This window comes from Haloterrigena salina JCM 13891 (assembly GCF_000337495.1).
Taxonomy (GTDB): domain Archaea; phylum Halobacteriota; class Halobacteria; order Halobacteriales; family Natrialbaceae; genus Haloterrigena; species Haloterrigena salina.
The window spans coordinates 236495-257332 of sequence record NZ_AOIS01000037.1 but is presented as its reverse complement, the minus strand read 5'-3'; the positions used below and the strand labels follow the sequence as shown (position 1 = coordinate 257332).

The window sequence follows — 20838 nt, the reverse complement described above, 5'->3', positions numbered from 1 at the left end:
GGTTACTGTTGGGCACCGATCCTAACGTCGACGAAGCTGTACGGTGCGAACGGCCCCGTGTAGCGGAACATGAGGTCGTCGTACTCGTCCTCGAGGACGGAGACCGCCTCGTCGAACCGCTCGCGCTCGTCGCGGTCGACGAGGTAGGAGCGGTTGAGTACGAGTCGGTCGCTGAACAGGTCGTTGGGAACCGACTGCGCGGCGATCGACTCGAGTTCGTCTGCGATGGCTTCCTCGAGCGCATCGGTGTCGACCTCGGCGTCCTCCTCGCGGACGATCTTGAGGCCGAGTTCTTCGCGGCCCTCGATGTCGTTGATCGCGCGCCGGAACGCCGGTCTGGCGCCGCGGAGGACGTTCTTCAGCGCCCGGTCGTTCTCGAAGGCCATCCCGAACTGCATCGGCACGATCGTTCGGCCGCCGTCGCGGTCCATGATCTCCCGGAGGACGTCGTCGTGTCGCTGGGCGTCCTCGTCGGTCTCCTCGGGATCGGTCGTGTCGATGTCGGAGACGACGGCGTTGAGCCGTCGATGCGAAACCGTGTAGACGCGGTCGGCGTCGCCGACGGCGTCGGTCTCGAACTCGACGGGATCGTCGTTCATCACGCCGTAGACGTACCGGTGGGTCATCGATCGATCACCCCGGCGTCGAACGACGGCGCTGCTCGTGCCCGCAAGCGCGGGCGCGATTCGTCCACGGCCTCGAAGGGGATCGATCGGGAAATCATGGGAACGGGTCGACTACCCGGGGAAGCGCCTCCGGACTCCGTTACGTCCGCGCTCACCCGCGGGTATTCGAGGAACTCGTCATGCGAATTTCACCGCCGCGATGGGTCATCGTAGTGCTTGCAATGGCAGCCCGCGACGGCGACCAGAACGGGTCGGAGCGGTTGCGGTCCGGCGTCGCCGGCTTGCAGACGCAGTCCCAGTCGTGTTACGAGCAGGGGGAGTACCCGGATCCGTATGGCAGCATCATCAGGTCGGAGACCCGACTCCTCGAGTCTCGCAGAGGTACTGGATCGCATCCTCGACAAGGGCGTCGTCATCGACGTCTGGGCGCGGATCTCGGTCGTCGGGATCGAACTCCTGACGATCGAGGCCCGCGTCGTCGTCGCGAGCGTCGACACCTTCCTGCACTACGCGGAGGAGATCGCCAAAATTGAGCAAGCGACGGCGGAGGGCGACCTCGAGGAGTTAGAGGAGCTCGAGGTCGAACCGCGTCCGGAATCGTCACCCGAATCCGCCACTCAATAACACTCCATGGCCGACGATTCGTCGCGCAAGCGCAAGGTCAGAGGTCGAAAGATCAGGAGCGACCGCTCCCGGAAGGAGAGTCGACACGCGAAGAAGAAACTCGCCCGGAAGTCGTCGAACGGGACGTCGCCGTCGAGCGCCCAGAGCGGGGACGGACCCCTCTCGGCGCCCGAAGCCGTCGCTCCCGACCCGTTCATCGAGACCGACGCCGTCGCCTCGCTGCGAAGCCGGATCACCGGCTGGCTCGAGGCGGAGAAGCCCGTCCACCTGATCGGTCCGACGGGCTGCGGGAAAACGGCGCTTGCGCTGTCGGCCGCCGCCGAACGCGGTCGGCCGGTCGTCTGGATCAACGGCGACGAGTCCGTCGACACCGCCGCGCTCGTCGGCGCGAACGCCGGCGGCGAACGGTACAAGGAGACCGATCAGTTCGTCGGCGGCGTCAGCAAGAAGACCGAAGTCGTCCGCGAACGGTGGGTCGACAACCCGCTCTCGGTGGCCGTCCGAGAGGGCGCGACGCTCGTCTACAACGAGTTCTCGCGCAGCGATCCCTCGGCGCACAACGTCTTGCTCTCGGTGTTCGAGGAAGGGGTCCTCGAGCGACCGGGCAAGCGCGGCGAGGACCGGACGATCGACGTCCACCCCGAGTTCCGGGCGATCTTCACGTCGAACGACGTCGAGTACGCGGGCGTCCACCGCCAGCAGGACGCGCTGCTCGACCGGTTCGTCGGCGTCCACATCGACTACTACGACGCGGAGACCGAACGCGAGATCGTCAAGTCTCACGTCGACCTCTCCGAGGAGGATATCGAGGCCATCGTCTCGAAGACCCGGGCGCTGCGCGACGAACTCGACCTCGTCGTCGGCACGCGGGCGGCGATCACGGCCGCGAAGGGGCTGGCGGTCTTCGACGGCCAGCGAAACGGTGACGGCGACGGCGAGGCCGGCGAGTTCGATGACGAGTTGTTGACCGACGTCTTCATGGACGTGCTCGCCCCGAAGATCGCCGGCGAGGGTCCGGAAGACGTCTCGCAGCTCCGGACGCGGATCGCCGAGTCCGTCTGACTCGGCACCCGTCTCCGAGGGAGAACGACGGTACGCGGATCACGGAGATCCAGACACGGACGAATACACACGAACGGTTCAGTACACGCCAATGGCCGAAGCCGATACCCAGCAATCAGCGGAAGCGGAGCAAGCGCGGGACCAGTGTCGGGCGCTGACCGAGGACGGCGAGCGCTGTTCGCGGCCGGCCCAGGAGGACGGCTTCTGCTATCAGCACGACGAGAGTGATCCAACAGTGAGCGACAGTCAAGCAGTCGAAGACGAACAGGACGAAGCGGCACAGGACGACGAACGGCAGTCGCAGGCTCAGAGTCAGGAACTGGGCGCGGTCGACATGACCGACGAGGAGAAGACCGATCCCGAGGACGTCGAGGCCGACGTCGACACCGATCACGACGAGATCGCGGGCGTCCTCGCGGTTCGCCGGACCGTCCAGTCGACCGCGGGCGAACTCATCGGTCGAGAGTTCGACGCCGTCAGCGAGATCTCGCCGACCGACGACGGCTGGCGCGCGATCGTCGAAGTCGTCGAGCGCCGAGCCGTCCCCGACACGCAGGACATCGTCGGTCGCTACGAGATCGAACTCGACGAGAGCGCGACCGTCCACGGCTACCGTCGTCTCGACCGCTACCGGCGCGGCGACACGACGTCGTTCGAGTAGCGGATCACCGCGTCGAAGCCGTCCGACGCTGGCCCGGTTCGCCGGGCACCGAGAGCCGCCGCTGTCGCCAACGCGTCCGTCGAAACTTCGAAGTCCCGTGCGCCCGTCGGTTCGACCGACGATCCGTGTCTGAACCTCCCGTTCGCGGCGTCGACGTCGATTCCGAGACCCGGTGTGCCCACTACCGCACCGAGCGCGACGTCGTCGCCTTCAAATTCGCCTGTTGCGAGCGCTACTATCCGTGCTATCGCTGCCACGCCGAGACGACAGACCACGACGCCGTCCCGTGGCCCCGCGATCGGTTCGACGAGCCCTCGGTACTGTGTGGCGTCTGCGAGACCGAACTCGTGGTTCCCGCGTACCTCGAGGCCGACTACCGGTGTCTGTCCTGCGACGCGCCGTTCAATCCCGGCTGTAGCGCGCACGCCGATCGGTACTTCGAGGCGAACGACGCCGTCGAGTAAGCCGGACCGTTCCGGAGCTAGTCGGCGTCTACCGACTGTGGGACGTGAGTGAGCGCGAGCAGACAGAACACGCTCGAGATCAACAGGAACGCCAGTCCGATGATCGAGGGCCCGGTAATCGGAACGCGAGCGGCGGCGAGCGTAAGTGCGATCGCCACCGCCGCGACGACGACGCTCGCCGCGAGTCCCGTCAGCTCGACGGTGACGGTTTCGGCGGTGCCGCCGACTCGGTTACCCAGCGCGATCGCCCGCTCCGACGCGTCCCACGAGAGCAACACCAGAGTGACGGCGACCGCCGACCGCCACAGCGACGGCGTTCCGACGACGGTCGTCGCCGTCACGCCGACGAAGACGAGCGCGATACCGACGGTCGAGAGCGGTCGGGCGACCCGCGCGGAGACGGGAAACACGCCGAGGGTCACCGAGAGCGCTCCGAGCCCGCACGCGAGGAGCGGCAACAGCGTCGGCAACGGCGGAGCGAGAGCGACGGCGCCGAGAAGGCCCCCGCCGGCGATCAGGAGGCCGACCGCGGTAGCCGATCTCCCCGCGAGTCGGTGGCCGCGTCGACGGGACCACATCCCGACGGCGTAGAGCGTCAGTCCCGCCGTTTCCACGAGCAGCGGCGCGATCCGGATCGCTCCCGTCGAACCGACGAGGCACGCGCCGAAAATCGCGACGAGCGTAACGCCGGCGCTCACGGTCGTCGGAAACGGGTCCGTCGGATCGCCCGGAAGACCGGTCATCGGGTCACCTCGTTTCGTATCGCCGCCTCGAGCGGCGTCGCCGGGTCCCAGTCGACGACCGACGCGCTCGCTCGCCGAAGGGCGTCGATACGGTTGTCTCGCCGGATCCGCGCGAGGTCCGTCCCGAGCGATTCCGCCGCCGTCACGTCGGGAGAGAGAACGGTCACCGGGTGTCCGTCCGCCCGGAGCGCGCGAGCGATCTCGAGGGGTCCATCGTCGAGCAGCGGCGAGCAGAGGACGACGCCGGTGCCCCGGTCGAGCCGTGTTCGAAGCGCGCGGGTCCCTCCGTCGACGGGTTCGTCGCTGTTCCGTTCGTCGGGCGGTTCGAGCGGAAGGACGTCCCCGTCCTCGAGTGTCCGTCGCAGCGTCGCCGCGTGGCGGGAACCGGTGTTCGGAGTGACCCAGTGGAACTCGGCGCCGAAGACCGCGAGCCCGATCGGTCCGTCCGACTCGGAGACGGCCGCGAGCAGTTCGCGCGCCGCGGCGCGTTCGTAGAGGACGGCGTGCGGTTCGCCGCGGCCGGTCGAGCGGTAGCAACGGTTCCGAGCGTCGAGACAGAGGACGGTCGCCCGGGAGCGGTTCTCGCGAAAACTGACGGTCGTCAGTTCGCCGTCTCGAGCGTACCGGTTCCAGTCGATCTTGGCGGGCGAATCGCCCGGTCGGTAGGAGCGGACCGTCGAAAACTCGATGCCGCTTTCGCCGTCGGTCGTGACGGTCGCGCCCGCGTGTCGGTGCGCTATTCGACCGAGCGAAACCGTTCGGACCGGGGAGCGACAGGCGAGTTCCGTCTCTTCCTCGACGGTCGTCTCGACTTCGACACTGCGGCTCACGTCCTCGAGGACGGCGCTCGCCGGCCCGAAGCGGTGAACCCCGTGTTTCGCCGTGACCGTGTACGAGAACGTCGTCTCGTCGCCAGGATCGAGCGCTGCCGCGTGCCGTGCCGACCCGTTCCGAACCGAGAGCATCGGCGGGACGCCGTCGACGAGACAGACGCTGGGGAGCGTCCGATCGCCCGCGTTCCGGAGGGTAACCGTGACCTCGACCGGATCACCGTGCGACGGATCGGAATCGGTCAGCGATCGCTCGAACTCCAGTGTCGGAGCCGGAGCCGACGTGACGTGCGAATAGGTCGCGAAGACGACACCGGGAATCGAGACGAGCAGGAGCGTCGGTTCCGCCAGCAGAACGCCCGTTCCGCTCGCGAGCAGGGCGGCGGCCAGCGAGAGGTTCCAGCGCGTCGTTCGTCGCGTCGTCATCGCCGCTCCTCCTCGGCCTCCGCCTCCGCAGCGAGCACTCGGATCGCTCGCGCCGTCCGCCGAGCCCGTCGCGGAACGGAGACGTAGTCCACGAGCGATCGGAACCGGGACGATGCCGAACCGTCTTCGACGCGGACGAACGCCGCGGCGACCGGATCGTCCGTCCACGTCCCCCGCTCGAGTCGCTCGCGGGCGGCCGCCGTAGAGCAGTCGGTCGTTCGGACGATCGTTCGAATCGCCGCCTCCCGGAACCGAGAGCGAACGCGTCGGTGTCGAGTCGACGGGCGCAATACCAGCCACCGACGGTCCAACAGTCGGTCGATCTCGGACCCGGGTGTCGGCGTCGGCGGGGGCGACTCCGGTGCCCGGCCGTCCGACCCCGTGCGCTCGGCGTCGTCGAATGCAACGAACGGACCGAGGAGGCTCGCGATCGTAACCACCACCGTGAAGAACGCGACCGGCAGCAGCTCGCCGTCCCACGGCCAACGGAGCCAGTCCTCGATTGCGGGTACGGTCAAGACGACCGCTGCAGCGCAGACCGACACCGCGCCGATCGTCACCAGGCACCTCCGAGCGACCGATATCGGTTCCGTCACTCGGTATCACCCTCTCCTTCGAGCCGTTCGAGTTCGCGGATCGCGTCCCGGCGACGCTCGAGCGGTTCGGTCGCGTCTCCGTATCGCGTTTCCCTGAACAGCTCCGTTATCGCCGTTACCGCCTCCTCGTCGTATCCCGCGTCGATGGCGGCCTCGGCCCACTCTTCGGGCGTTCGAGAGCGGGGGCGCTCCACGTCGAGCCGCTCGGTCATCGAAACCCACGCCTCGGCCACGTCGTCCCTGGGCTCGGCGGGCGGCCAGCCCTGATCCGTCGCGATCGACCGCGACGTCCGGTTCGACGACCGTCGGGCGCCCGGACGAAAGACGAGCGATCCGGATACCGACGTCGGGAGCCGACGGCGAACGTGCAGGACGATCGTCGCGATCGCGCCGATACCGAGAAGCGGAAGGGCGATCGAACGGAGCACGCCGAGGGCCGCGACGAGCGCGTCCGCCCGGGAACCGGTCCCGGCCGCAAGAGCGGCGGGATCGGCCTCGATGCCGAACAGCGAAAGCAACGCGTCGACGAGCAGTATCAGGACGGCCATCAGAGAGAGACCGGACCCTCCGGTCCCGTCCGCGGGAGCGTCGTACGAGGACGGTATCGGTGTCGACTCGAGGACCGCCGCCGTACCGCCGAGCGTGAGAATCGACAGGAGGGCGATCGCGATCAGGACGGTCCCGTTTCGGCGCACCGCCGCACGAACCGTATTCATCCGTCCAGACATCCCGTGCATACTGTGCGGTCCGCTTCGAGGGCGTCTCGATCGCGCATCGAGCCGTCACGGTGTCGATATCGGCCGACCATAGTTCACTCGAGCGTCGGTACCTCCGAGCGCGCGGGCGTTCCGTGTCGAGTTCGTCTTCCATCTCTCCGAACCGGAACCCGATACTGACTCCGTCGTTTCGGTCGGTGACTCCGATGAAGGCGCGTAGCGAACCGCCGGCAGGAACCCGACGACGGATATCCATGATGATATTAGCAATAGTCAGATTAAATCCTTTTGGGTATGTACGGTAAGTAAGTCACCACCCATCGGCAGGACTGCGTTCGTATCGAACTCGAGGGGAACAGCGAGGGCTCCGACGCGGTTCTCGCAGTAGCGAGGGGGGCGAGAACGACGTATCGGCCGACGACGCCGGTCTATCGAGGACAGTGGTCGGACGAAATACACCGTCTGAAGTCGAGAGGGGCGTGAATGAGACGGATCGTCGACGGTGCTGATCCGCTCCGTTAGTCGTCTGCAGGCACCGAGGCCGATGGTTCGACCGTTTCGTCCTCGAGCGGCCGCTCCGTCTCGCTCAGCGCCGCCTCGACCGTCGGGGCGAGTTCGTTGACGACCGACCGACCCTCTTTCTCCCGAACGACCAGTCCGTCCGCCTCGAGCGCCGAGAGGTGGTGGGAGACGGTACTCGGGTCACGCTCGAGTTCGTCGGCGAGGCGACCGTTCGGCGCCGAACCGAGGTCCGCGAGCGTCTCGAGCACCGCCCGCTTGGCGGGCTCCGCGAGGGCGGCGTGGAGTTCGGCGTCCTCGACGGTCGGCCCGCCGTCGCCAGGCGCCACCGCGGCCTCGTCCGCGAGGAAGTACCGGCGCTTGCCGTTAACCTTGGTCGCGGCGACCAGCCCCTCCTCCTCGAGGATGCGGACGTGGTGGCGGACCGTCGAGAGCGCGACGCCGCTCTCCTCGCTGACCTGCGAGAGGTAGCAGCCGGGGCCGGACGCGATGGTCTCGTAGATCGTCCGCCGCCGGTCGTTCTCGAGGGGGTCGGAGTCGTCGTAGCGGCTGTAGCCGAGGATCGAGAGGAGTTTCACCGGGAGCAGCGAACCGAGACGGCGGAGGTGCCGAAGGACGGAGGACTGGCCGAGCCAGTTCGCTGCGAGGCCGGTCGCGCCGCCTGCGGCGCTGCCGGCACCGCCGGCCGAACCGGCAGCGGCACCCGCGCCGGCACCGGTGCTGGCTGCCCCACCAGCGGCGCCGGCACTCCCCGCTGCAGCCCCCGCGGCGGTGATCGTCCCGAGCAGGCCGACGAGGACGGCGTCGGCCGTCGTCGAGGTTCCGTCCGGAACCGGGGAGCCACCGGTCCCGTCGTCAGCACTTCCCCCGCTTGCAGCGTTATCATCGCCGTCATCCGCGCCGCCGCTCGAATCGGTCGACGCGGACGCCGACACCTCGAGGTCGGCGGGCCCCGTTCCGTTCGGTCCGTCGAGTTCGGCGTCGCCGTCGATCGCGCCGCTCGAGTTCTCGAGCAGCCTGTCGGCCGTCTCGGTCGTCTCGTTAGTGACGGTGTCGACCGCGTCCCTCGTCTCGTCAGTGGTGTTTGTCGCCGTCTCGGTCCCGTTCTCGAGGATATCTTCGGGTTTGTCGGCGGAGTCATCGCTCTCGTCGGTTGCGTTCCATGTCCCGTCCGTCCCGGAATCCCGTTCGGCAGTCGTCCCGTCGTCCTCGTCGACGGTCTCGTTCGTCGCGTTCCCGTCGCCGACGTTCTCGAGGTCGTCGCTCGCGTTTTCGAACGCGTCGTCCGTCTCATCGACGGACTCGACGAGCGAATCGTCGGTCCCCAGCGACGCGGCGCCGCCGGTCGCGGCGGCGGCGATCCCGACCGTCCCGGCGCCGCAGACGAGGAGGGTGACGAGACAGACGAGGGCGCGACTCGCGGTCGACGAACGGATGGTCATGCTATTCGTGTGGGGTTGTGCGGTCGAGCGTAATACACCTTTTCCGTTTCCTGACAGTCTTGTGATTAGACCTGTCGCGGAATCGGACCGTCGGCGCCGATCCAGCAAGCTATTTCCGCGTCCGACGGCGGTATTCGGGTATGGATCCGGCGCTTGGCCCTCCGGTACAGATGGCCGAGAAGCGCGACGAGCTGACGCCCATGATGGCGCAGTACCACGACCTCTGTGCCCGCTACGACGACGCCATCGTGCTCTTTCAGGTGGGGGACTTCTACGAGACCTTCTGCGGCGCCGCCGAGCGCACCGCTCGCCTGCTCGAGATTGCCCTGACCAGCCGCGAGGACTCCACCGGCGAGTACCCGATGGCCGGCATCCCGATCGACAACGCCGAGTCGTACATCGAGGAGCTGCTCGAGGCCGGCTACCGCGTCGCCGTCGCGGACCAGGTCGAAGAGCCCGGCGAGACCTCCGGCGTGGTCGAGCGGGCGGTCACCCGCGTGATTACGCCCGGGACGCTCACCGAGGACGAACTGCTCTCGAGCGACGACAACAACTTCGTCGCGGCGATCGCTCGGGAGGGCGAGCGGCTCGGGCTCGCCCTGCTCGACGTCTCGACGGGCGACTTCTACGCGACGAGCGCGACCGCCCCCGAGTCGATCGCCGACGAGGTGAGCCGCTTCGCTCCCTCGGAGGCCGTCGTCGGCCCCGATGCACCCGCCGACCCCGTTCCCGACGACTGCATGGTGACGCCGTTCGACGCCCGCGCCTTCGACCGCGAGCGGGCCGGGGAGAAGCTCGCGACGTACTTTCGCAACCCCGACGCCCTGCTCGCGGCGGACGCCGAGATACGGGCCTGCGGCGCCTTGCTCGCGTACGCCGAGTACGTCCGCGGCGGCGAACACGAGGGCGAACGCGGCGACGTCGACGACGAGGAGCGCGTCGAGGCGGTCTTCGAGGGCGGCGCCGAACAGCGTCTCGAGTACATCACCCAACTCACCCGCTACGATCCCCGTGAGTACCTACTGCTCGATGCTGTCGCCCTGCGCAGCCTCGAACTGTTCGAGCCCCGAACCGTCCACGGCCGGGACGACGCCACGCTCGTCGGCGTGCTCGACGAGACCGCCAGCGCGCTCGGGGGTCGCAAGCTCAGGGACTGGATCCGTCGGCCGCTGCTCGAGCCCGCGCGGATCGAGGCCCGCCACGACGCGGTCGCCGAGCTGAAATCGGCCGTGCAGACCCGCGAGCGGCTCCACGACCGACTGCGGGAGGTCTACGACTTAGAGCGGCTGATCGGGCGTATCTCCCGCGAGCGAGCCAACGCCCGGGACCTGCGCTCGCTGCGCGATACGCTCGCGGTCGTCCCCGAGATCAGAGAGCAGTTGGCCGACACGGACTGCGAACGCCTGCGGAGCCTCCGCGAGAACCTCGATCCGCTGGCGGACGTCCGCGAGTTGATCGAGGACGCCGTCGTCGCGGAGCCGCCGATCGAGATCACCGAAGGCGGGATCATCGCGGAGGGGTACGACGAGAATCTGGACGACCTCAGGGGGACCGCTCGAGACGGCAAACAGTGGATCGACGACTTAGAGGAACGCGAGCGCGAGCGAACGGGCATCGACTCGCTGAAGGTCGGTCACAACTCCGTCCACGGCTACTATATCGAGGTGACGAACCCGAACCTCGATGCCGTCCCCGAGAACTACCAGCGCCGGCAGACGCTGAAGAACTCCGAGCGGTTCGTCACGCCGAAGCTCAAGGAGCGCGAGGACGAGATCGTCGGCGCCCAGCAGCGGGCCGACGAGCGCGAGTACGAACTGTTCTGCGAGGTCCGCAGCGACGTCGCCGCCGAGGTCGAACGCGTGCAGGGACTGGCAGAGGCGATTGCGGCCCTCGACGCGCTCGTCTCGCTCGCGACCGTCGCGGCCCAGTACGACTACTGTCGCCCCGAAATGCTCGAGCGCGACGGTCGGGACGGCCTCGAGATCGATATCGAGGGGGGCCGGCATCCGGTCGTCGAGCGCACCCAGGAGTCGTTCGTCCCCAACGACGCCCGGCTGACGAACGACCACCGGCTGGCCGTGATCACGGGCCCCAACATGTCGGGGAAGTCGACCTACATGCGCCAGGTCGCCCAGATCGTCCTGCTCGCACAGGTTGGGAGCTTCGTCCCGGCCCGCGCGGCCAGGCTGACGCCCGTCGATCGGATCTTCACCCGCGTCGGCGCCAGCGACGACATCGCGGGCGGGCGCTCGACGTTCATGGTCGAGATGGACGAACTCGCGACTATTCTTCGCGAGGCCGACGAGCGCTCGCTGGTCCTCTTAGACGAGGTGGGCCGGGGCACCTCGACCGCCGACGGGATGGCCATCGCGCAGGCGATCACCGAACACCTCCACGACCGGGTCGGCGCGACGACGCTGTTCGCGACCCACCACCACCCGCTGACCGAACTCGCCGACGAGCTCGCGGCCGCGTTCACGCTCCACTTCGAGGTCGACGAGGACGACGGCGAGGTCGTCTTCCACCACGAGATCGCCCCCGGCGCGGCGACGGGCTCCTACGGCGTTGAGGTAGCGACGGCCGCGGGCGTCCCCGAGACCGTGGTCGAGCGCTCGCGGGAACTGGTCGCGGAGGCGGCCGGTGACGACGTTGGCAACGGTGAACCGATCGAAGAACGTGAAGACGCGAGCGACGGGGACGCCTCGGCCGAACTGACCGCCGACGCGGCTGCTGCGGCCACTGCAGACGGAGGCGACATTCCCACCGACGTCGCCGCCGAACTCCGTGCGCTGGACCTCGCGCACCTCACGCCCGTCGAGGCGCTGACGGAACTGGATCGGCTGAAGCGACTGGTCGAGGACTGATTCGCGTTTCGGGGGCGTCATCAGTCACCATCCGATGTTCGGATTTCCTCGAGAAAGTCGACGTAGTGGGCTATCTCCTTCCAAACCACTCTCGAGAGAGTGTGATAGGTGAGAGGTAACCTCGGGATCTGGCCGACGCCGTCAGTGCCAGCGCAAGTACGAACGGAGGCACAAGCGAATCGATAAACACCAACCTAGCATCGGTCGTTCGTTGTCAAGACGTACGACTGGACGGTACGTGCCGTATCCAACTCGATAGTCAGCCATCTACTTCAAAGACGAATGATCGGGTACCGTCAACGGCTAGTTCGCCGCGTCGACGATCGGAACGCGATCGGCGAGTTCGAATAACGGCGTCACGTCTGTAGTCGCATAGTGATCAAGGGCGGCGCGCATCTCCTGAAATACCAGGGTGTCAGTCGCACCGACATCCGCCAGCTTTAGGTAACGTTCGCCGACGACCGGCACGTCACAGCCCTTGAACACCGGTTCAATACCTTTGTACGTCGGCCGCTGGGGGATCGGGTCAATACCCATCTCATACTCGTCGAGCGGCGTCTCTGGAACTCGAATCTCGAAGCGCTCGCACGCTTCTTCGAACTGTACCTTCTCGCCGAGTGCGTCGGTTACGCACGGATAGAGATCGACGCTGCCGGTGCCCTTGAGGAACGACTCGACGCGCTCGGGCACATTGAACCGGCGATCGATCGTTTCGGCGGCGATCCGGGCACGCTCTTCCAGATGCGGGATATCGAACGAATTGCCGTTGTAGGTCAGTAAGGTGTGGCCGGGCTTGGACTCGAGCCACTGGACAGTCTCTTCGATCACATCCAGTTCGGCCTCAGGACTCGAATCCTCTCGGAAGAACACCTCGTAATCGACCGGCTTCGCTGGTTCGGGCTGGTATGCCGCACAAATGCAGAACATCTCGACGTGTTCGCTGTTCTTCATATCGAACTCCTCATCGTCCGGTATCTCGGCGTTGATCGTCTCGATATCGAAGGCCGTTCGCGGTTCGGGTGCAGTCGACATACTCTCCCTATCGGGATATAACAACTTAAATATGTAATATACACACACTCACACTGTAGCTGATTAACACGCAGACACAATTAAATCATTAATTCGCCACAGAGTGATGGCTATCGCTGTAATATCGGATCCGGGCGCCTGAGACTGTTTTATCCGTAATGTCATCAATAATGACTATTCGTCAGTGGGTTAACACAATTCCCTATACCAGCAACTTCCGATAAAACAGTAGTTCGAACGGCTCGCCGAACCCCTCGATCCGCTCGCGCGCCGCTTCCTCGTACCCCAGCGTCTCGTAGAGCCCGCGGGCGGCGGTCTGCGTCGGCCTCGTGTCGAGGACGATCCGCGTCGCCCCCCGCTCGCGAGCGCGTCGTTCGAGTTCCGTCGCGATTCGCCGACCGTAGCCACGGCGCTGATAGTCCGGATCGACGCGCATACGGGTTAGTTCGACCGTCGACTCCGGGAGGTCGGAGAGGACCTGCGCGACGAAGTCCGTCCCGCCGACCGGCCGGAACGAACCCATGGCGACGATTCGCCCCTCGCGCTCGCCGACGAGGAACTCGCCGCCGCTCTCGAGGTACGTCTCGGTGACGGTCTCGAGGTCCTCGTCCGGAACGTCCGCGACGTAGGCCCCGACGTCTCGCATTGCAGTTTCGTGTAGCTCCCGGATCCGATCGGTGTCCGCCGGTTCGAATCGGCGAACGCGGAGGGCGGACATCTATCACTCCTGCTGCGACGGGCGGGACGCGCGATCGACGGTGCGGCTCATGGAGTATCGTCACCTCCCCAACGTGAAAAAGGGTGGATACACGAGGTGTCCCGCGTATGCCGCGGGCGACGGACTACGCATCTCGCTGGCCGACCTCGAGGAACGCCAGCGCCGCGCCCAGCAAGGCGGTGTTCTTCAGGAAGTGGGTCAGCTCCTGTTGTTGCTGTTGGGGATCGTCCTCGTTCCAGAAGTCGTGCATGATCGGCGTCGTTCCGATCAGGAAGCTGGCGATCGCCGCGGCGCCGGCCGCCGGGGCCCGCCAGAGGGCGACGCTGAGACCGCCCAGCAGGAGGCTCCCGCTGACCGAGGGCACCGCCACGCCGGGCAGCGGCGCGTCCTTGGCGTCGGCGTAGTCGATCCGCCCCTCGAGATCCCGGAGGTTGTCAATGGCGGTGAACGCGAGGACGCCGCCGAACAGGACTCGTCCGAGGCGGAACAGCGGTCGTGCTGTCACGTCTCTATCCGACGCCGATTCGGCGTCGCCGCTCCGCTGGCCGACCGCGCTGTCGCGCTGCTGTTCGGATTGAGAGAGGATGCTCATTGCCGGTTCGAAACGCGGTCGCAAACGGGTTAGGTTCACTCGTAGCAACTGCAGGCGTTCGTCTCGGCCGTCTTCGCCTGACCGCGCTCGTTTCGTCAGTCCTCGAGTCCGCGCTCGAAGAGTTCCCGAATCCGGTCGCTCCCGCTGTCGACGTAGCCGCCGTGGTAGCAAACGACGTGCTCGATCTCGTGATCGACCAGTTTCTCGACGGATTCGAGGGCGCGATCCATGTCGGGCGTGAAGTCAGGCTTCGGGCCCGACAGCGAGCCATCATCCCCGTCAGCGACGAGAGCGTCCCCGGCGATCAAGAAGCCGTCCTCCGGAAAGTACAGGGAAACGTGTCCGGGCGCGTGGCCCGGCGTCTCGAGGACCTCCATCGGGCCGGCGAGGGTCGGAATCCGGACGCCGCCGGCGAGTTCCAGATCGACGTCGACGGGGGGATAGCGATCGCCGTCGCCCTTGATCGGATCGCGCTCGCCGGTGATGTACGGCGCCTCCTCGCGGTGGGTCGCAACGACCGCGTCGACGGCCTCGAGCAACGCGTCGAGTCCGCCCGCGTGATCGGCGTCGTGGTGGGTGAGAACGACGAGCCAGATGTCCTCGAGGGCGTAGCCGAGCGACCGGAGGTGCGTTCGAAGACCTTCGAGCGCGCCCTCCGGGCCGGCGTCGATCAGGACCGGTCCGCGCTCGGTCTCGACCAGCGTCGGGGTGAGCGTAATCGTTCGACTACCGTACTCGACCGTGATCGGGAGCGTGTGGACGCCCGCCTCGCGTTCGTCTGCCGGCATACTCGAGTCGTTCGCTCCCAGCACGAAAGGACTGTCCGTCCGGTTTCCTCGCGTCGTTCGCCGTGGGGCGCCAACGGCATATTACGATTTAAACAATTAGCAGAAAACATTTTTAGTTTCAGCTATCTTTTGGGTGAACGATGGTAGCCGAGTCGCAGTTCCCCAGCCTCGAGGACGAGATTGATCCGTTTGCGAACGCACCGACGCGGACGCTCTCGGAAACGGTTCGGCCGCTGGCCGACGCCTACGACGACCGGATCGGCGATCGGGACCGATCCACGTGGCGGTGGTTCGACGCGGTCGAGCCCGAGTTTCGCCTGTCGTGTGTCAACGACGAGCGCGGACGGTGCGTTCGCGACGCAAAGGTGCTCGCCACGATGTTCATCACCGTTATCGACGACGTCGCAGAGCGACACGGCGACCGGGCGACCCTCGAGGAACTGCTGCTCGTCCCGTTCGACTCGCGGCCCGCCGATCCGACGCGCGACGGCGTCGACGGCGCGTACGTTCGATTCCAGCAGGAGCTCTGGGACGCGCTGCTGTCGCAGTTCCGGGAGGGCCCGCGGGCCGAGGAGTTCGAGCCGCTGTTCCGGTTCGACGTGCGGCAGGCGCTCCAGTCGGTCGACTACTCGGCGCTGCTGGCCCGGTATCCCGGCCTCGCCGGCGAGCGCGAACTCCAGACCTACGACGTCTACAACATGATGCTCTTCCCGTTCGCCGACATCGATCTCGCCAACGCGCCCGAGTTCGAGCGACGCGACCTCTCGGCCGTTCGGGACGTCGTCGCCCGCGGCCAGCGGATGGCGCGAATCGGAAACTGGATCGCCTCCTGGGAGCGCGAACTCGCCGAGGGCGACTACAGTTCCGGTGTCGTGGTCCGCGCCCTCGAGTCCGGCGTCGTGTCGATCGACGAACTCCGGGCGCTCCGACGGGAGCCGTCTGCGGAGGCGGTCAGCGTGATCGCCGAACGGATCCGCGACGCCGGCATCGAAGCCGCGTTCGTCGATCGGTGGCGCCGCGAGTACGAGCGGGGCGCCGACTACTGCGGCGAGATCGCGTCCGTCGACGTTCGAGCGTACCTCGACGGGTTCGTCCCGATCTTCCGCTCGCAACTCGCCCGTCGGGGCGGGGCCTGACGTCTTTCGCGGGTACGGAGCCCGGAAGGTGACCCATCGGTGCTGGGCGGTTACTCGAGTGCCGTCTCGATCGCGCACTCGAGGTCGCCGATCAGGTCGTCGACGTGTTCGATGCCGATGCTCGCGCGGATGAGGCTGTCCGAGAGGCCGGCCTCGAGCCGTTCCTCGCGCGGAATGGCGGCGTGGGTCATCGGCGCAGGCTGTTCGATCAGGCTCTCGACGCCGCCGAGGCTCTCCGCGAGGGTGAAGACCTCGGTGTTCGAGACGACCTCGCTGGCCTCCTCTAAGCTCGCGTCGAGTTCGAAGCTCAGCATCCCGCCGAAGTCGTCCATCTGCTCGGCGGCGATCTCGTGGCCCGGGTGGGACTCGAGGCCGGGGTAGTAGACCCGATCGACGTCGGGGTGGTCGTCGAGCCACTCGGCGATCGCGCGGGCGTTCTCGCAGTGGCGGTCCATGCGGACTGGCAGCGTCTTGGTGCCCCGGAGGACGAGGAAGGACTCGAAGGGGCCCGGCGTCGCGCCGACGGAGTTCTGGTAGAAGCCAAGTCGCTCGTCGAGGTCGGCGTCGTTGGTCAACAGGGCGCCGCCGACGACGTCCGAGTGACCGCCCAGATACTTCGTCAGGGAGTGGGAGACGATATCCGCGCCCAGATCGAGGGGGCGCTGGAGGTACGGCGTCGCGAAGGTGTTGTCGATCGCACACAGCGCGTCGTTGTCGTGGGCGATGTCGGCCGCGCCCGCGATATCGACGATCGACATGAGCGGGTTGGTCGGCGTCTCGAGCCAGAGCAGTTCCGTTTCCTCGCGGAACGCCGCCTCGATCTCGTCTAAGTCGGTCATATCGACGAACGAGAACTCGATATCGTACTCCTCGTAGACCTGCGTGAAGATGCGGTGGGTGCCGCCGTAGACGTCGTTGCCGGTGACGACGTGATCGCCGGCCTCGAGGAGGTTGAGCACGGTGTTGATCGAGGCCATCCCGCTGGCGAACGCACGGCCGTAGTCGGCGTTCTCGAGGCTCGCGAGGTTTTCCTCTAAGTCCGTCCGGGTCGGGTTCCCGGTCCGGGAGTACTCGTAGCCGCGGTGGTCGCCCGGCGCGTCCTGTTTGTAGGTGGAGTTCGCGTGGATCGGCGTCATCAGCGCGCCCGTTTCGGGATCGGGCGCCTGCCCGGCGTGGATCGAGCGGGTTTCGATTCGGTGCGGCTCCTGCTCGCCGCGTTCGTCGACGCCGTCACCGTCGCTGTCGGAGTCGTCCATACCGGCCCAACGACCTCGAGCCGGGTGACTCTTGCTCCTTCGGGGCGGCCGGAAACCGACTCACTGGAGCTGTCGTCGCTTCGGCGACTCCGTGACCGAGGCCGAGACGACGTGATCGACGAGTTTCGCCTCGATCTTCCGGAGGTGTTCGCCGACCGTCCCGCCCGCGATGCCGACCTCGCGGCCGATCTCCTCGTAGGTCGTCTCCCGGGGCGAGCCGTAGTAGCCGAGTTCGATCGCCGTCTCGAACAGCCGGCGCTGTTTCGGCGTGAGCGACGCGAGGAAGACGTTCTCCTCGGGTTCGAACGGCTGCTTCGTCTCGAGGGTGAGATCGACGGTGTCGGGCACGACCGACCGCGCCCGCTGGAACGACTCCTCGGTCGCGAACAGCGACACCTTGAGATCGCCCCCGCGGACGTACGTCAGTGGCGGGTCGAGGAACACCTGGAAGTCCCGCGTCACCCGCAGGAGTTCGCTGACGGTCTCGTTCGGAACGAACCGCGAACAGACGAAGATTCGGTCGCCGAACTCCTCGATCCAGTAGCCGAGATCGCCGAGCTCCTCGTCGACGAGCGCCTCGACGCGTTCGAACTCCCCCGCGAGTTCGTAGACCATCACCCCGAGCCCGTCGGGACGGAGACGGATCCGGTGGATCGCCACGCGGTCGACCCCTTCGCGGCGATCGATCCGCTTTTCGAACGGATGAAACCACCCTCCCTGCGGCGAGAGCCGAAGTTCGTACTGACGCATCAATGCGTAGGAATACCACAGGACCGCTTCAATAAACACCCCCTACGCTCCCAGTGAGCGGGAACCGGCCGACCCACCGCGCTCTCTCCAGCGATCCGCCCGCGGCGCCGTCCGGTTTCGCCGTCACTACCGCCCGACGGCGGGCCGATCGGCTCGTCGCCGCCACGGTCGTACGAATACGTGCGTTTTATAACGCCGACCGGACAACACCGTCGTACGACTATGCCGAACTCTAATGGCCCTCGTCAGGGATCCCGTAGAAAACTCTCGAACGAACCTCGAAACCGCGGCACCTCGTCGCCACAGCGCGCGATTCAGGAGTACGAGGAGGGCGAGAAGGTCCACCTCAAGATCGACCCGAGCGTCCCCAACGGCCGCTTCCACCCGCGCTTCGACGGACAGACCGGCGAAGTCGTCGGCAAACAGGGCGACGCCTTCAAGGTCCAGATCAGCGACCGCGGCAAGGAGAAGACGCTGATCGTCACCGCCGCGCACATGCGCGCCCAGAACCAAGAGAAGACCCGGATCTGAGCGAGCATGACGATCTTCAAGGAGATCGTCGACGAGGAGTTCCTCACGGTCTCGGAAACGAAGGAGCTGCTCGCCGACATCGAAGCCGAACGGGCGTTAGACGAGGACCGGGAGCTGCCGTACGAGCTCGCACGCGCAGTCGAGCACGTCAACCGGTTTACCGTCCTCGAGCCCGCCGAGGCACAGGACCTCGTCGACCAGCTCCAGGAGGTAGAGAAGGTCGACGAACCGACGGCGTACAAGATCGCCAACCTCCTGCCGCGCAACCGCGACGAACTCCGCTCGGTGTACGCACAGCAACGGTACTCGCTGTCGGGCGACGAACTCGACGAGATTCTTAACGTCGTCGCCCAGTACGCCTGACCGCGGGCCGACTCTTTAAGTACGCCGTCGCCGTATGGTTATGACAATGACCGAATCCGATAGCGGCGAGGCGGACGTCCGTCGCGCAGTCGTATTGGACTATCTCGCGCACGGGCTCTCGGACGACAGCCGTCCGCAGTACGAGAAATCGCCGGCTGGCTACGCTCTCGAGACCGACAACTTCGAGCTCTATCAGGTCGCGTTCGACGAGGACGAGCGACTCACGATCGGCAGCGACGTCGTCATCGAGCCCGACAGCGAACGCGACGTCGTCACCGAAGCCCGGCGGGTCGAGTACGAGGACCTCTCCTCGGGCGCCCAGTCGGAACTCGAGTACGTCGTCGCGGACCTCGTCGAGGACGAGGAGGAGCGGTTCGTCGACTTCTACAACGACGCCCAGCCGATCACGCTGCGGCTCCACCAGTTGAACCTGCTGCCGGGGATTGGGAAGAAGCTCCGCAACGGCATCCTCGACGAACGCAAGCGAAAGCCCTTCGAGAGCTTCGAGGAGCTCTCCGAACGCGTCTCCGGGCTCCACGATCCCGACGAGATCCTCGTCGAGCGCATCCTGGAGGAACTGCGCGACGACGACCTGAAGTACCAGACGTTCGTTGGTCGGCGCGAACAGGAACAGAACCAGTAGCTGGTTTTCGCGCCGCGAACCGTCAGCGAGTGCCTCGAGAGCAACGCGAACCGTCTATCAGGGACTACCTATGGAGGAACCGCGATCCACTGGACCGAGATCTCAGTGTGCGGTGGCGCGCGCTGTCGGTCGACCGAACGTGAGTGAGGGCGACCCGACGACATCGTGCGAGGGATGAGCGAACGACTCGGGAGTGAGCGAATCGGCTGGGGAGGGCGTGGCGACTCCCTGTTGCCACGATAGCAGAACACTGCTTTCGACGTACTTCTTCTCGAGTCTACTATGCAACCGACCTGAACGGCCCGTTCGGAGGGAAGTGAAACGGAACGAGGCGTCCTGCTATCGTGGCAACGATGAATTGCCACACCCTCCCCAGCCGATTCGTTCGTTCACTTCGTTCACTCACTCATCCCTCGCACGATATCGTCGATTGGTCTTCACGTTGTTCAGACACGATCGACAGCGTGCGCCACAGCACACTTCCAAGAATCCACTCGCGGGGGCTTCGGACGTGAATCGGTGCGAGTACATCGACCGCGAGACGGTGCGTTTACACCCGTCCCCGCGCAACCACTGGCAATGAGAGACCCAGACGGACTGATCGCGCGGGCGGGCGTCCGCGGCGATCCCGACCGGGACCAGCACTTTCTGGTCGACGACCGGGTGCTGGACCGACTGCCGACCTATCTCGAGGAGATCGACGCCGACACGAGTCACGTCCTCGAGATCGGCGGCGGGACGGGCGCGCTGACGGACCGACTGCTGGCGATGGGCGACGGGGACGACGAAGTCACTGTCGTCGAGCGCGACCGGGAACTCGCCGCGTTCCTGCGAGAGGAGTTCGCCGACGAGATCGCGGCCGGCGACCTGACCGTGATCGAGGGCGACGCCCTCGAGGTCGACCTGCCCGAGTTCACGGCCTCGCTTTCCAATCTCCCCTACGGCGTCTCGAGCGAGATTTCCTTCCGCTTACTCCCCGAAGGGCGTCCCCTCGTTCTCATGTTCCAGCGAGAGTTCGCCGAGCGGATGGTTGCCGAACCCGGCACCTCCGAGTACGGCCGGCTCTCGGTGTCGACTCAACACTACGCGGCGCCCGAAATCGTCGAAACGATCCCCAAGGAGGCGTTCTCGCCGCCGCCGGCCGTCGAGAGCGCGGTCGTCAGACTCGAGCCTCGCGACCCCGACTACGAGGTCGGCGACGAGGCCTTTTTCCTGCGGTTCGTGAAGGCGCTGTTCACTCAGCGGCGGAAGACGATCCGGAACGCGATCCGCAACACGGCCCATATCACCGGCCTCGAGGCCCCCGAGGCGGTCGTCGAGGCGGTCGGCGAGGAGCTCCTCCGGAAGCGGGCCGACGCGATGGCGCCCGCGGAGTTCGCGGCGCTGGCCGAACTCGCGGCCGAGGTGGGCGAGCCGAACGAGGCCCGAGCGCAGTGAACGCTGCAGGGGGAGGAAA

At 66.5% G+C, this 20838-nt stretch carries 22 protein-coding genes; 10 read left to right on the top strand and 12 right to left on the bottom strand.

The window, feature by feature from the left end; genetic code table 11:
* Positions 1 to 2: 2 nt before the first annotated feature.
* Positions 3 to 626, bottom strand: a complete 624-nt coding sequence (locus C477_RS11860) for a GvpL/GvpF family gas vesicle protein (protein WP_008894731.1) — start codon at positions 624 to 626, stop codon at positions 3 to 5.
* Between the two features lie 333 nt (positions 627 to 959).
* Between C477_RS11860 and gvpA the strand changes: the two genes are divergently transcribed.
* From gvpA to C477_RS11840, 4 genes are all read left to right on the top strand, one after another.
* Complete coding sequence (gene gvpA / locus C477_RS11855; RefSeq protein ID WP_008894730.1) at positions 960 to 1250, top strand: gas vesicle protein GvpA; 291 nt, start codon at positions 960 to 962, stop codon at positions 1248 to 1250.
* A gap of 6 nt (positions 1251 to 1256) precedes the next feature.
* Positions 1257 to 2312, top strand: coding sequence for a gas vesicle protein GvpN (gvpN, locus tag C477_RS11850; protein ID WP_008894729.1), 1056 nt, complete (start codon positions 1257 to 1259; stop codon positions 2310 to 2312).
* 91 nt (positions 2313 to 2403) lie between these two features.
* Complete coding sequence (gene gvpO / locus C477_RS24725; RefSeq protein ID WP_008894728.1) at positions 2404 to 2973, top strand: gas vesicle protein GvpO, halophile-type; 570 nt, start codon at positions 2404 to 2406, stop codon at positions 2971 to 2973.
* A 125-nt stretch (positions 2974 to 3098) separates the two neighbouring features.
* Positions 3099 to 3437, top strand: a complete 339-nt coding sequence (locus tag C477_RS11840) for a CHY zinc finger protein (RefSeq protein ID WP_008894727.1) — start codon at positions 3099 to 3101, stop codon at positions 3435 to 3437.
* A gap of 17 nt (positions 3438 to 3454) precedes the next feature.
* On the opposite strand, the gene C477_RS11835 is transcribed toward C477_RS11840, so the two are convergent.
* From C477_RS11835 to C477_RS11815, 5 genes are all read right to left on the bottom strand, one after another.
* A complete protein-coding gene (locus C477_RS11835) occupies positions 3455 to 4180 on the bottom strand; it encodes a DUF7519 family protein (protein ID WP_008894726.1) in 726 nt (241 codons plus the stop codon).
* Positions 4177 to 5436 carry a DUF58 domain-containing protein gene (locus tag C477_RS11830; protein WP_008894725.1) on the bottom strand — a complete coding sequence of 420 codons (1260 nt, stop codon included), beginning with the start codon at positions 5434 to 5436 and terminating at the stop codon, positions 4177 to 4179. The genes C477_RS11835 and C477_RS11830 overlap by 4 nt, the downstream gene beginning before the upstream one ends.
* Positions 5433 to 5996 carry a DUF7269 family protein gene (locus C477_RS11825; RefSeq protein ID WP_008894724.1) on the bottom strand — a complete coding sequence of 188 codons (564 nt, stop codon included), beginning with the start codon at positions 5994 to 5996 and terminating at the stop codon, positions 5433 to 5435. The genes C477_RS11830 and C477_RS11825 overlap by 4 nt, the downstream gene beginning before the upstream one ends.
* Positions 5997 to 6028: 32 nt before the next feature.
* Positions 6029 to 6748 carry a DUF4129 domain-containing protein gene (locus tag C477_RS11820; protein ID WP_239641871.1) on the bottom strand — a complete coding sequence of 240 codons (720 nt, stop codon included), beginning with the start codon at positions 6746 to 6748 and terminating at the stop codon, positions 6029 to 6031.
* 518 nt (positions 6749 to 7266) lie between these two features.
* A complete protein-coding gene (locus tag C477_RS11815) occupies positions 7267 to 8709 on the bottom strand; it encodes an ArsR family transcriptional regulator (RefSeq protein WP_008894722.1) in 1443 nt (480 codons plus the stop codon).
* A 140-nt stretch (positions 8710 to 8849) separates the two neighbouring features.
* Here C477_RS11815 and mutS point away from each other — a divergent pair, with 140 nt between their 5' ends.
* Positions 8850 to 11573, top strand: coding sequence for a DNA mismatch repair protein MutS (mutS, locus tag C477_RS11810; protein ID WP_049914500.1), 2724 nt, complete (start codon positions 8850 to 8852; stop codon positions 11571 to 11573).
* 303 nt (positions 11574 to 11876) lie between these two features.
* On the opposite strand, the gene C477_RS11805 is transcribed toward mutS, so the two are convergent.
* The 4 genes from C477_RS11805 to C477_RS11790 all read right to left on the bottom strand — a co-directional run bounded on the left by C477_RS11805 (position 11877) and on the right by C477_RS11790 (position 14703).
* Complete coding sequence (locus C477_RS11805; RefSeq protein WP_008894720.1) at positions 11877 to 12605, bottom strand: 3'-5' exonuclease family protein; 729 nt, start codon at positions 12603 to 12605, stop codon at positions 11877 to 11879.
* A 202-nt stretch (positions 12606 to 12807) separates the two neighbouring features.
* Positions 12808 to 13323, bottom strand: coding sequence for a GNAT family N-acetyltransferase (locus tag C477_RS11800; RefSeq protein WP_008894719.1), 516 nt, complete (start codon positions 13321 to 13323; stop codon positions 12808 to 12810).
* A 124-nt stretch (positions 13324 to 13447) separates the two neighbouring features.
* On the bottom strand, positions 13448 to 13915 hold the full coding sequence (locus C477_RS11795; protein ID WP_008894718.1) for a DoxX family membrane protein: 468 nt from the start codon (positions 13913 to 13915) through the stop codon (positions 13448 to 13450).
* Between the two features lie 95 nt (positions 13916 to 14010).
* The gene (locus C477_RS11790) at positions 14011 to 14703 is read right to left on the bottom strand and encodes an MBL fold metallo-hydrolase (RefSeq protein ID WP_008894717.1); all 693 of its coding nucleotides are present in this window, start codon (positions 14701 to 14703) and stop codon (positions 14011 to 14013) included.
* Between the two features lie 140 nt (positions 14704 to 14843).
* On the opposite strand from C477_RS11790, the gene C477_RS11785 reads away from it, so the two are divergent.
* Positions 14844 to 15839 carry a hypothetical protein gene (locus C477_RS11785; protein ID WP_008894716.1) on the top strand — a complete coding sequence of 332 codons (996 nt, stop codon included), beginning with the start codon at positions 14844 to 14846 and terminating at the stop codon, positions 15837 to 15839.
* A 50-nt stretch (positions 15840 to 15889) separates the two neighbouring features.
* Here C477_RS11785 and C477_RS11780 read toward each other — a convergent pair whose 3' ends face one another.
* Both C477_RS11780 and C477_RS11775 read right to left on the bottom strand, forming a co-directional pair.
* Positions 15890 to 17095, bottom strand: a complete 1206-nt coding sequence (locus tag C477_RS11780; protein WP_008894715.1) for a cystathionine gamma-synthase — start codon at positions 17093 to 17095, stop codon at positions 15890 to 15892.
* A 60-nt stretch (positions 17096 to 17155) separates the two neighbouring features.
* Positions 17156 to 17845 carry a helix-turn-helix domain-containing protein gene (locus tag C477_RS11775; RefSeq protein ID WP_008894714.1) on the bottom strand — a complete coding sequence of 230 codons (690 nt, stop codon included), beginning with the start codon at positions 17843 to 17845 and terminating at the stop codon, positions 17156 to 17158.
* 222 nt (positions 17846 to 18067) lie between these two features.
* Between C477_RS11775 and C477_RS11770 the strand changes: the two genes are divergently transcribed.
* From C477_RS11770 to C477_RS11755, 4 genes are all read left to right on the top strand, one after another.
* Positions 18068 to 18376: a 50S ribosomal protein L21e gene (locus C477_RS11770; RefSeq protein ID WP_008894713.1), complete on the top strand. Its 309-nt coding sequence runs from the start codon at positions 18068 to 18070 to the stop codon at positions 18374 to 18376.
* 6 nt (positions 18377 to 18382) lie between these two features.
* Positions 18383 to 18739: an RNA polymerase Rpb4 family protein gene (locus C477_RS11765; protein ID WP_008894712.1), complete on the top strand. Its 357-nt coding sequence runs from the start codon at positions 18383 to 18385 to the stop codon at positions 18737 to 18739.
* 46 nt (positions 18740 to 18785) lie between these two features.
* On the top strand, positions 18786 to 19382 hold the full coding sequence (locus C477_RS11760; protein WP_008894711.1) for a DUF655 domain-containing protein: 597 nt from the start codon (positions 18786 to 18788) through the stop codon (positions 19380 to 19382).
* Between the two features lie 579 nt (positions 19383 to 19961).
* Entirely contained in the window at positions 19962 to 20819 is an 858-nt protein-coding gene (locus C477_RS11755) for a 16S ribosomal RNA methyltransferase A (protein WP_008894710.1), read from the top strand.
* Positions 20820 to 20838: the final 19 nt, after the last annotated feature.

Coding starts and splice junctions, on each gene's coding strand:
- C477_RS11860 (WP_008894731.1), bottom strand. CDS start 626: ATGACCCACCGGTACGTCTACGGCGTGATGAACGACGATCCCGTCGAG.
- gvpA (WP_008894730.1), top strand. CDS start 960: ATGGCAGCATCATCAGGTCGGAGACCCGACTCCTCGAGTCTCGCAGAG.
- gvpN (WP_008894729.1), top strand. CDS start 1,257: ATGGCCGACGATTCGTCGCGCAAGCGCAAGGTCAGAGGTCGAAAGATC.
- gvpO (WP_008894728.1), top strand. CDS start 2,404: ATGGCCGAAGCCGATACCCAGCAATCAGCGGAAGCGGAGCAAGCGCGG.
- C477_RS11835 (WP_008894726.1), bottom strand. CDS start 4,180: ATGACCGGTCTTCCGGGCGATCCGACGGACCCGTTTCCGACGACCGTG.
- C477_RS11830 (WP_008894725.1), bottom strand. CDS start 5,436: ATGACGACGCGACGAACGACGCGCTGGAACCTCTCGCTGGCCGCCGCC.
- C477_RS11820 (WP_239641871.1), bottom strand. CDS start 6,748: ATGAATACGGTTCGTGCGGCGGTGCGCCGAAACGGGACCGTCCTGATC.
- C477_RS11815 (WP_008894722.1), bottom strand. CDS start 8,709: ATGACCATCCGTTCGTCGACCGCGAGTCGCGCCCTCGTCTGTCTCGTC.
- mutS (WP_049914500.1), top strand. CDS start 8,850: ATGGATCCGGCGCTTGGCCCTCCGGTACAGATGGCCGAGAAGCGCGAC.
- C477_RS11805 (WP_008894720.1), bottom strand. CDS start 12,605: ATGTCGACTGCACCCGAACCGCGAACGGCCTTCGATATCGAGACGATC.
- C477_RS11800 (WP_008894719.1), bottom strand. CDS start 13,323: ATGTCCGCCCTCCGCGTTCGCCGATTCGAACCGGCGGACACCGATCGG.
- C477_RS11795 (WP_008894718.1), bottom strand. CDS start 13,915: ATGAGCATCCTCTCTCAATCCGAACAGCAGCGCGACAGCGCGGTCGGC.
- C477_RS11790 (WP_008894717.1), bottom strand. CDS start 14,703: ATGCCGGCAGACGAACGCGAGGCGGGCGTCCACACGCTCCCGATCACG.
- C477_RS11785 (WP_008894716.1), top strand. CDS start 14,844: ATGGTAGCCGAGTCGCAGTTCCCCAGCCTCGAGGACGAGATTGATCCG.
- C477_RS11780 (WP_008894715.1), bottom strand. CDS start 17,095: ATGGACGACTCCGACAGCGACGGTGACGGCGTCGACGAACGCGGCGAG.
- C477_RS11775 (WP_008894714.1), bottom strand. CDS start 17,845: ATGCGTCAGTACGAACTTCGGCTCTCGCCGCAGGGAGGGTGGTTTCAT.
- C477_RS11770 (WP_008894713.1), top strand. CDS start 18,068: ATGCCGAACTCTAATGGCCCTCGTCAGGGATCCCGTAGAAAACTCTCG.
- C477_RS11765 (WP_008894712.1), top strand. CDS start 18,383: ATGACGATCTTCAAGGAGATCGTCGACGAGGAGTTCCTCACGGTCTCG.
- C477_RS11760 (WP_008894711.1), top strand. CDS start 18,786: ATGACCGAATCCGATAGCGGCGAGGCGGACGTCCGTCGCGCAGTCGTA.
- C477_RS11755 (WP_008894710.1), top strand. CDS start 19,962: ATGAGAGACCCAGACGGACTGATCGCGCGGGCGGGCGTCCGCGGCGAT.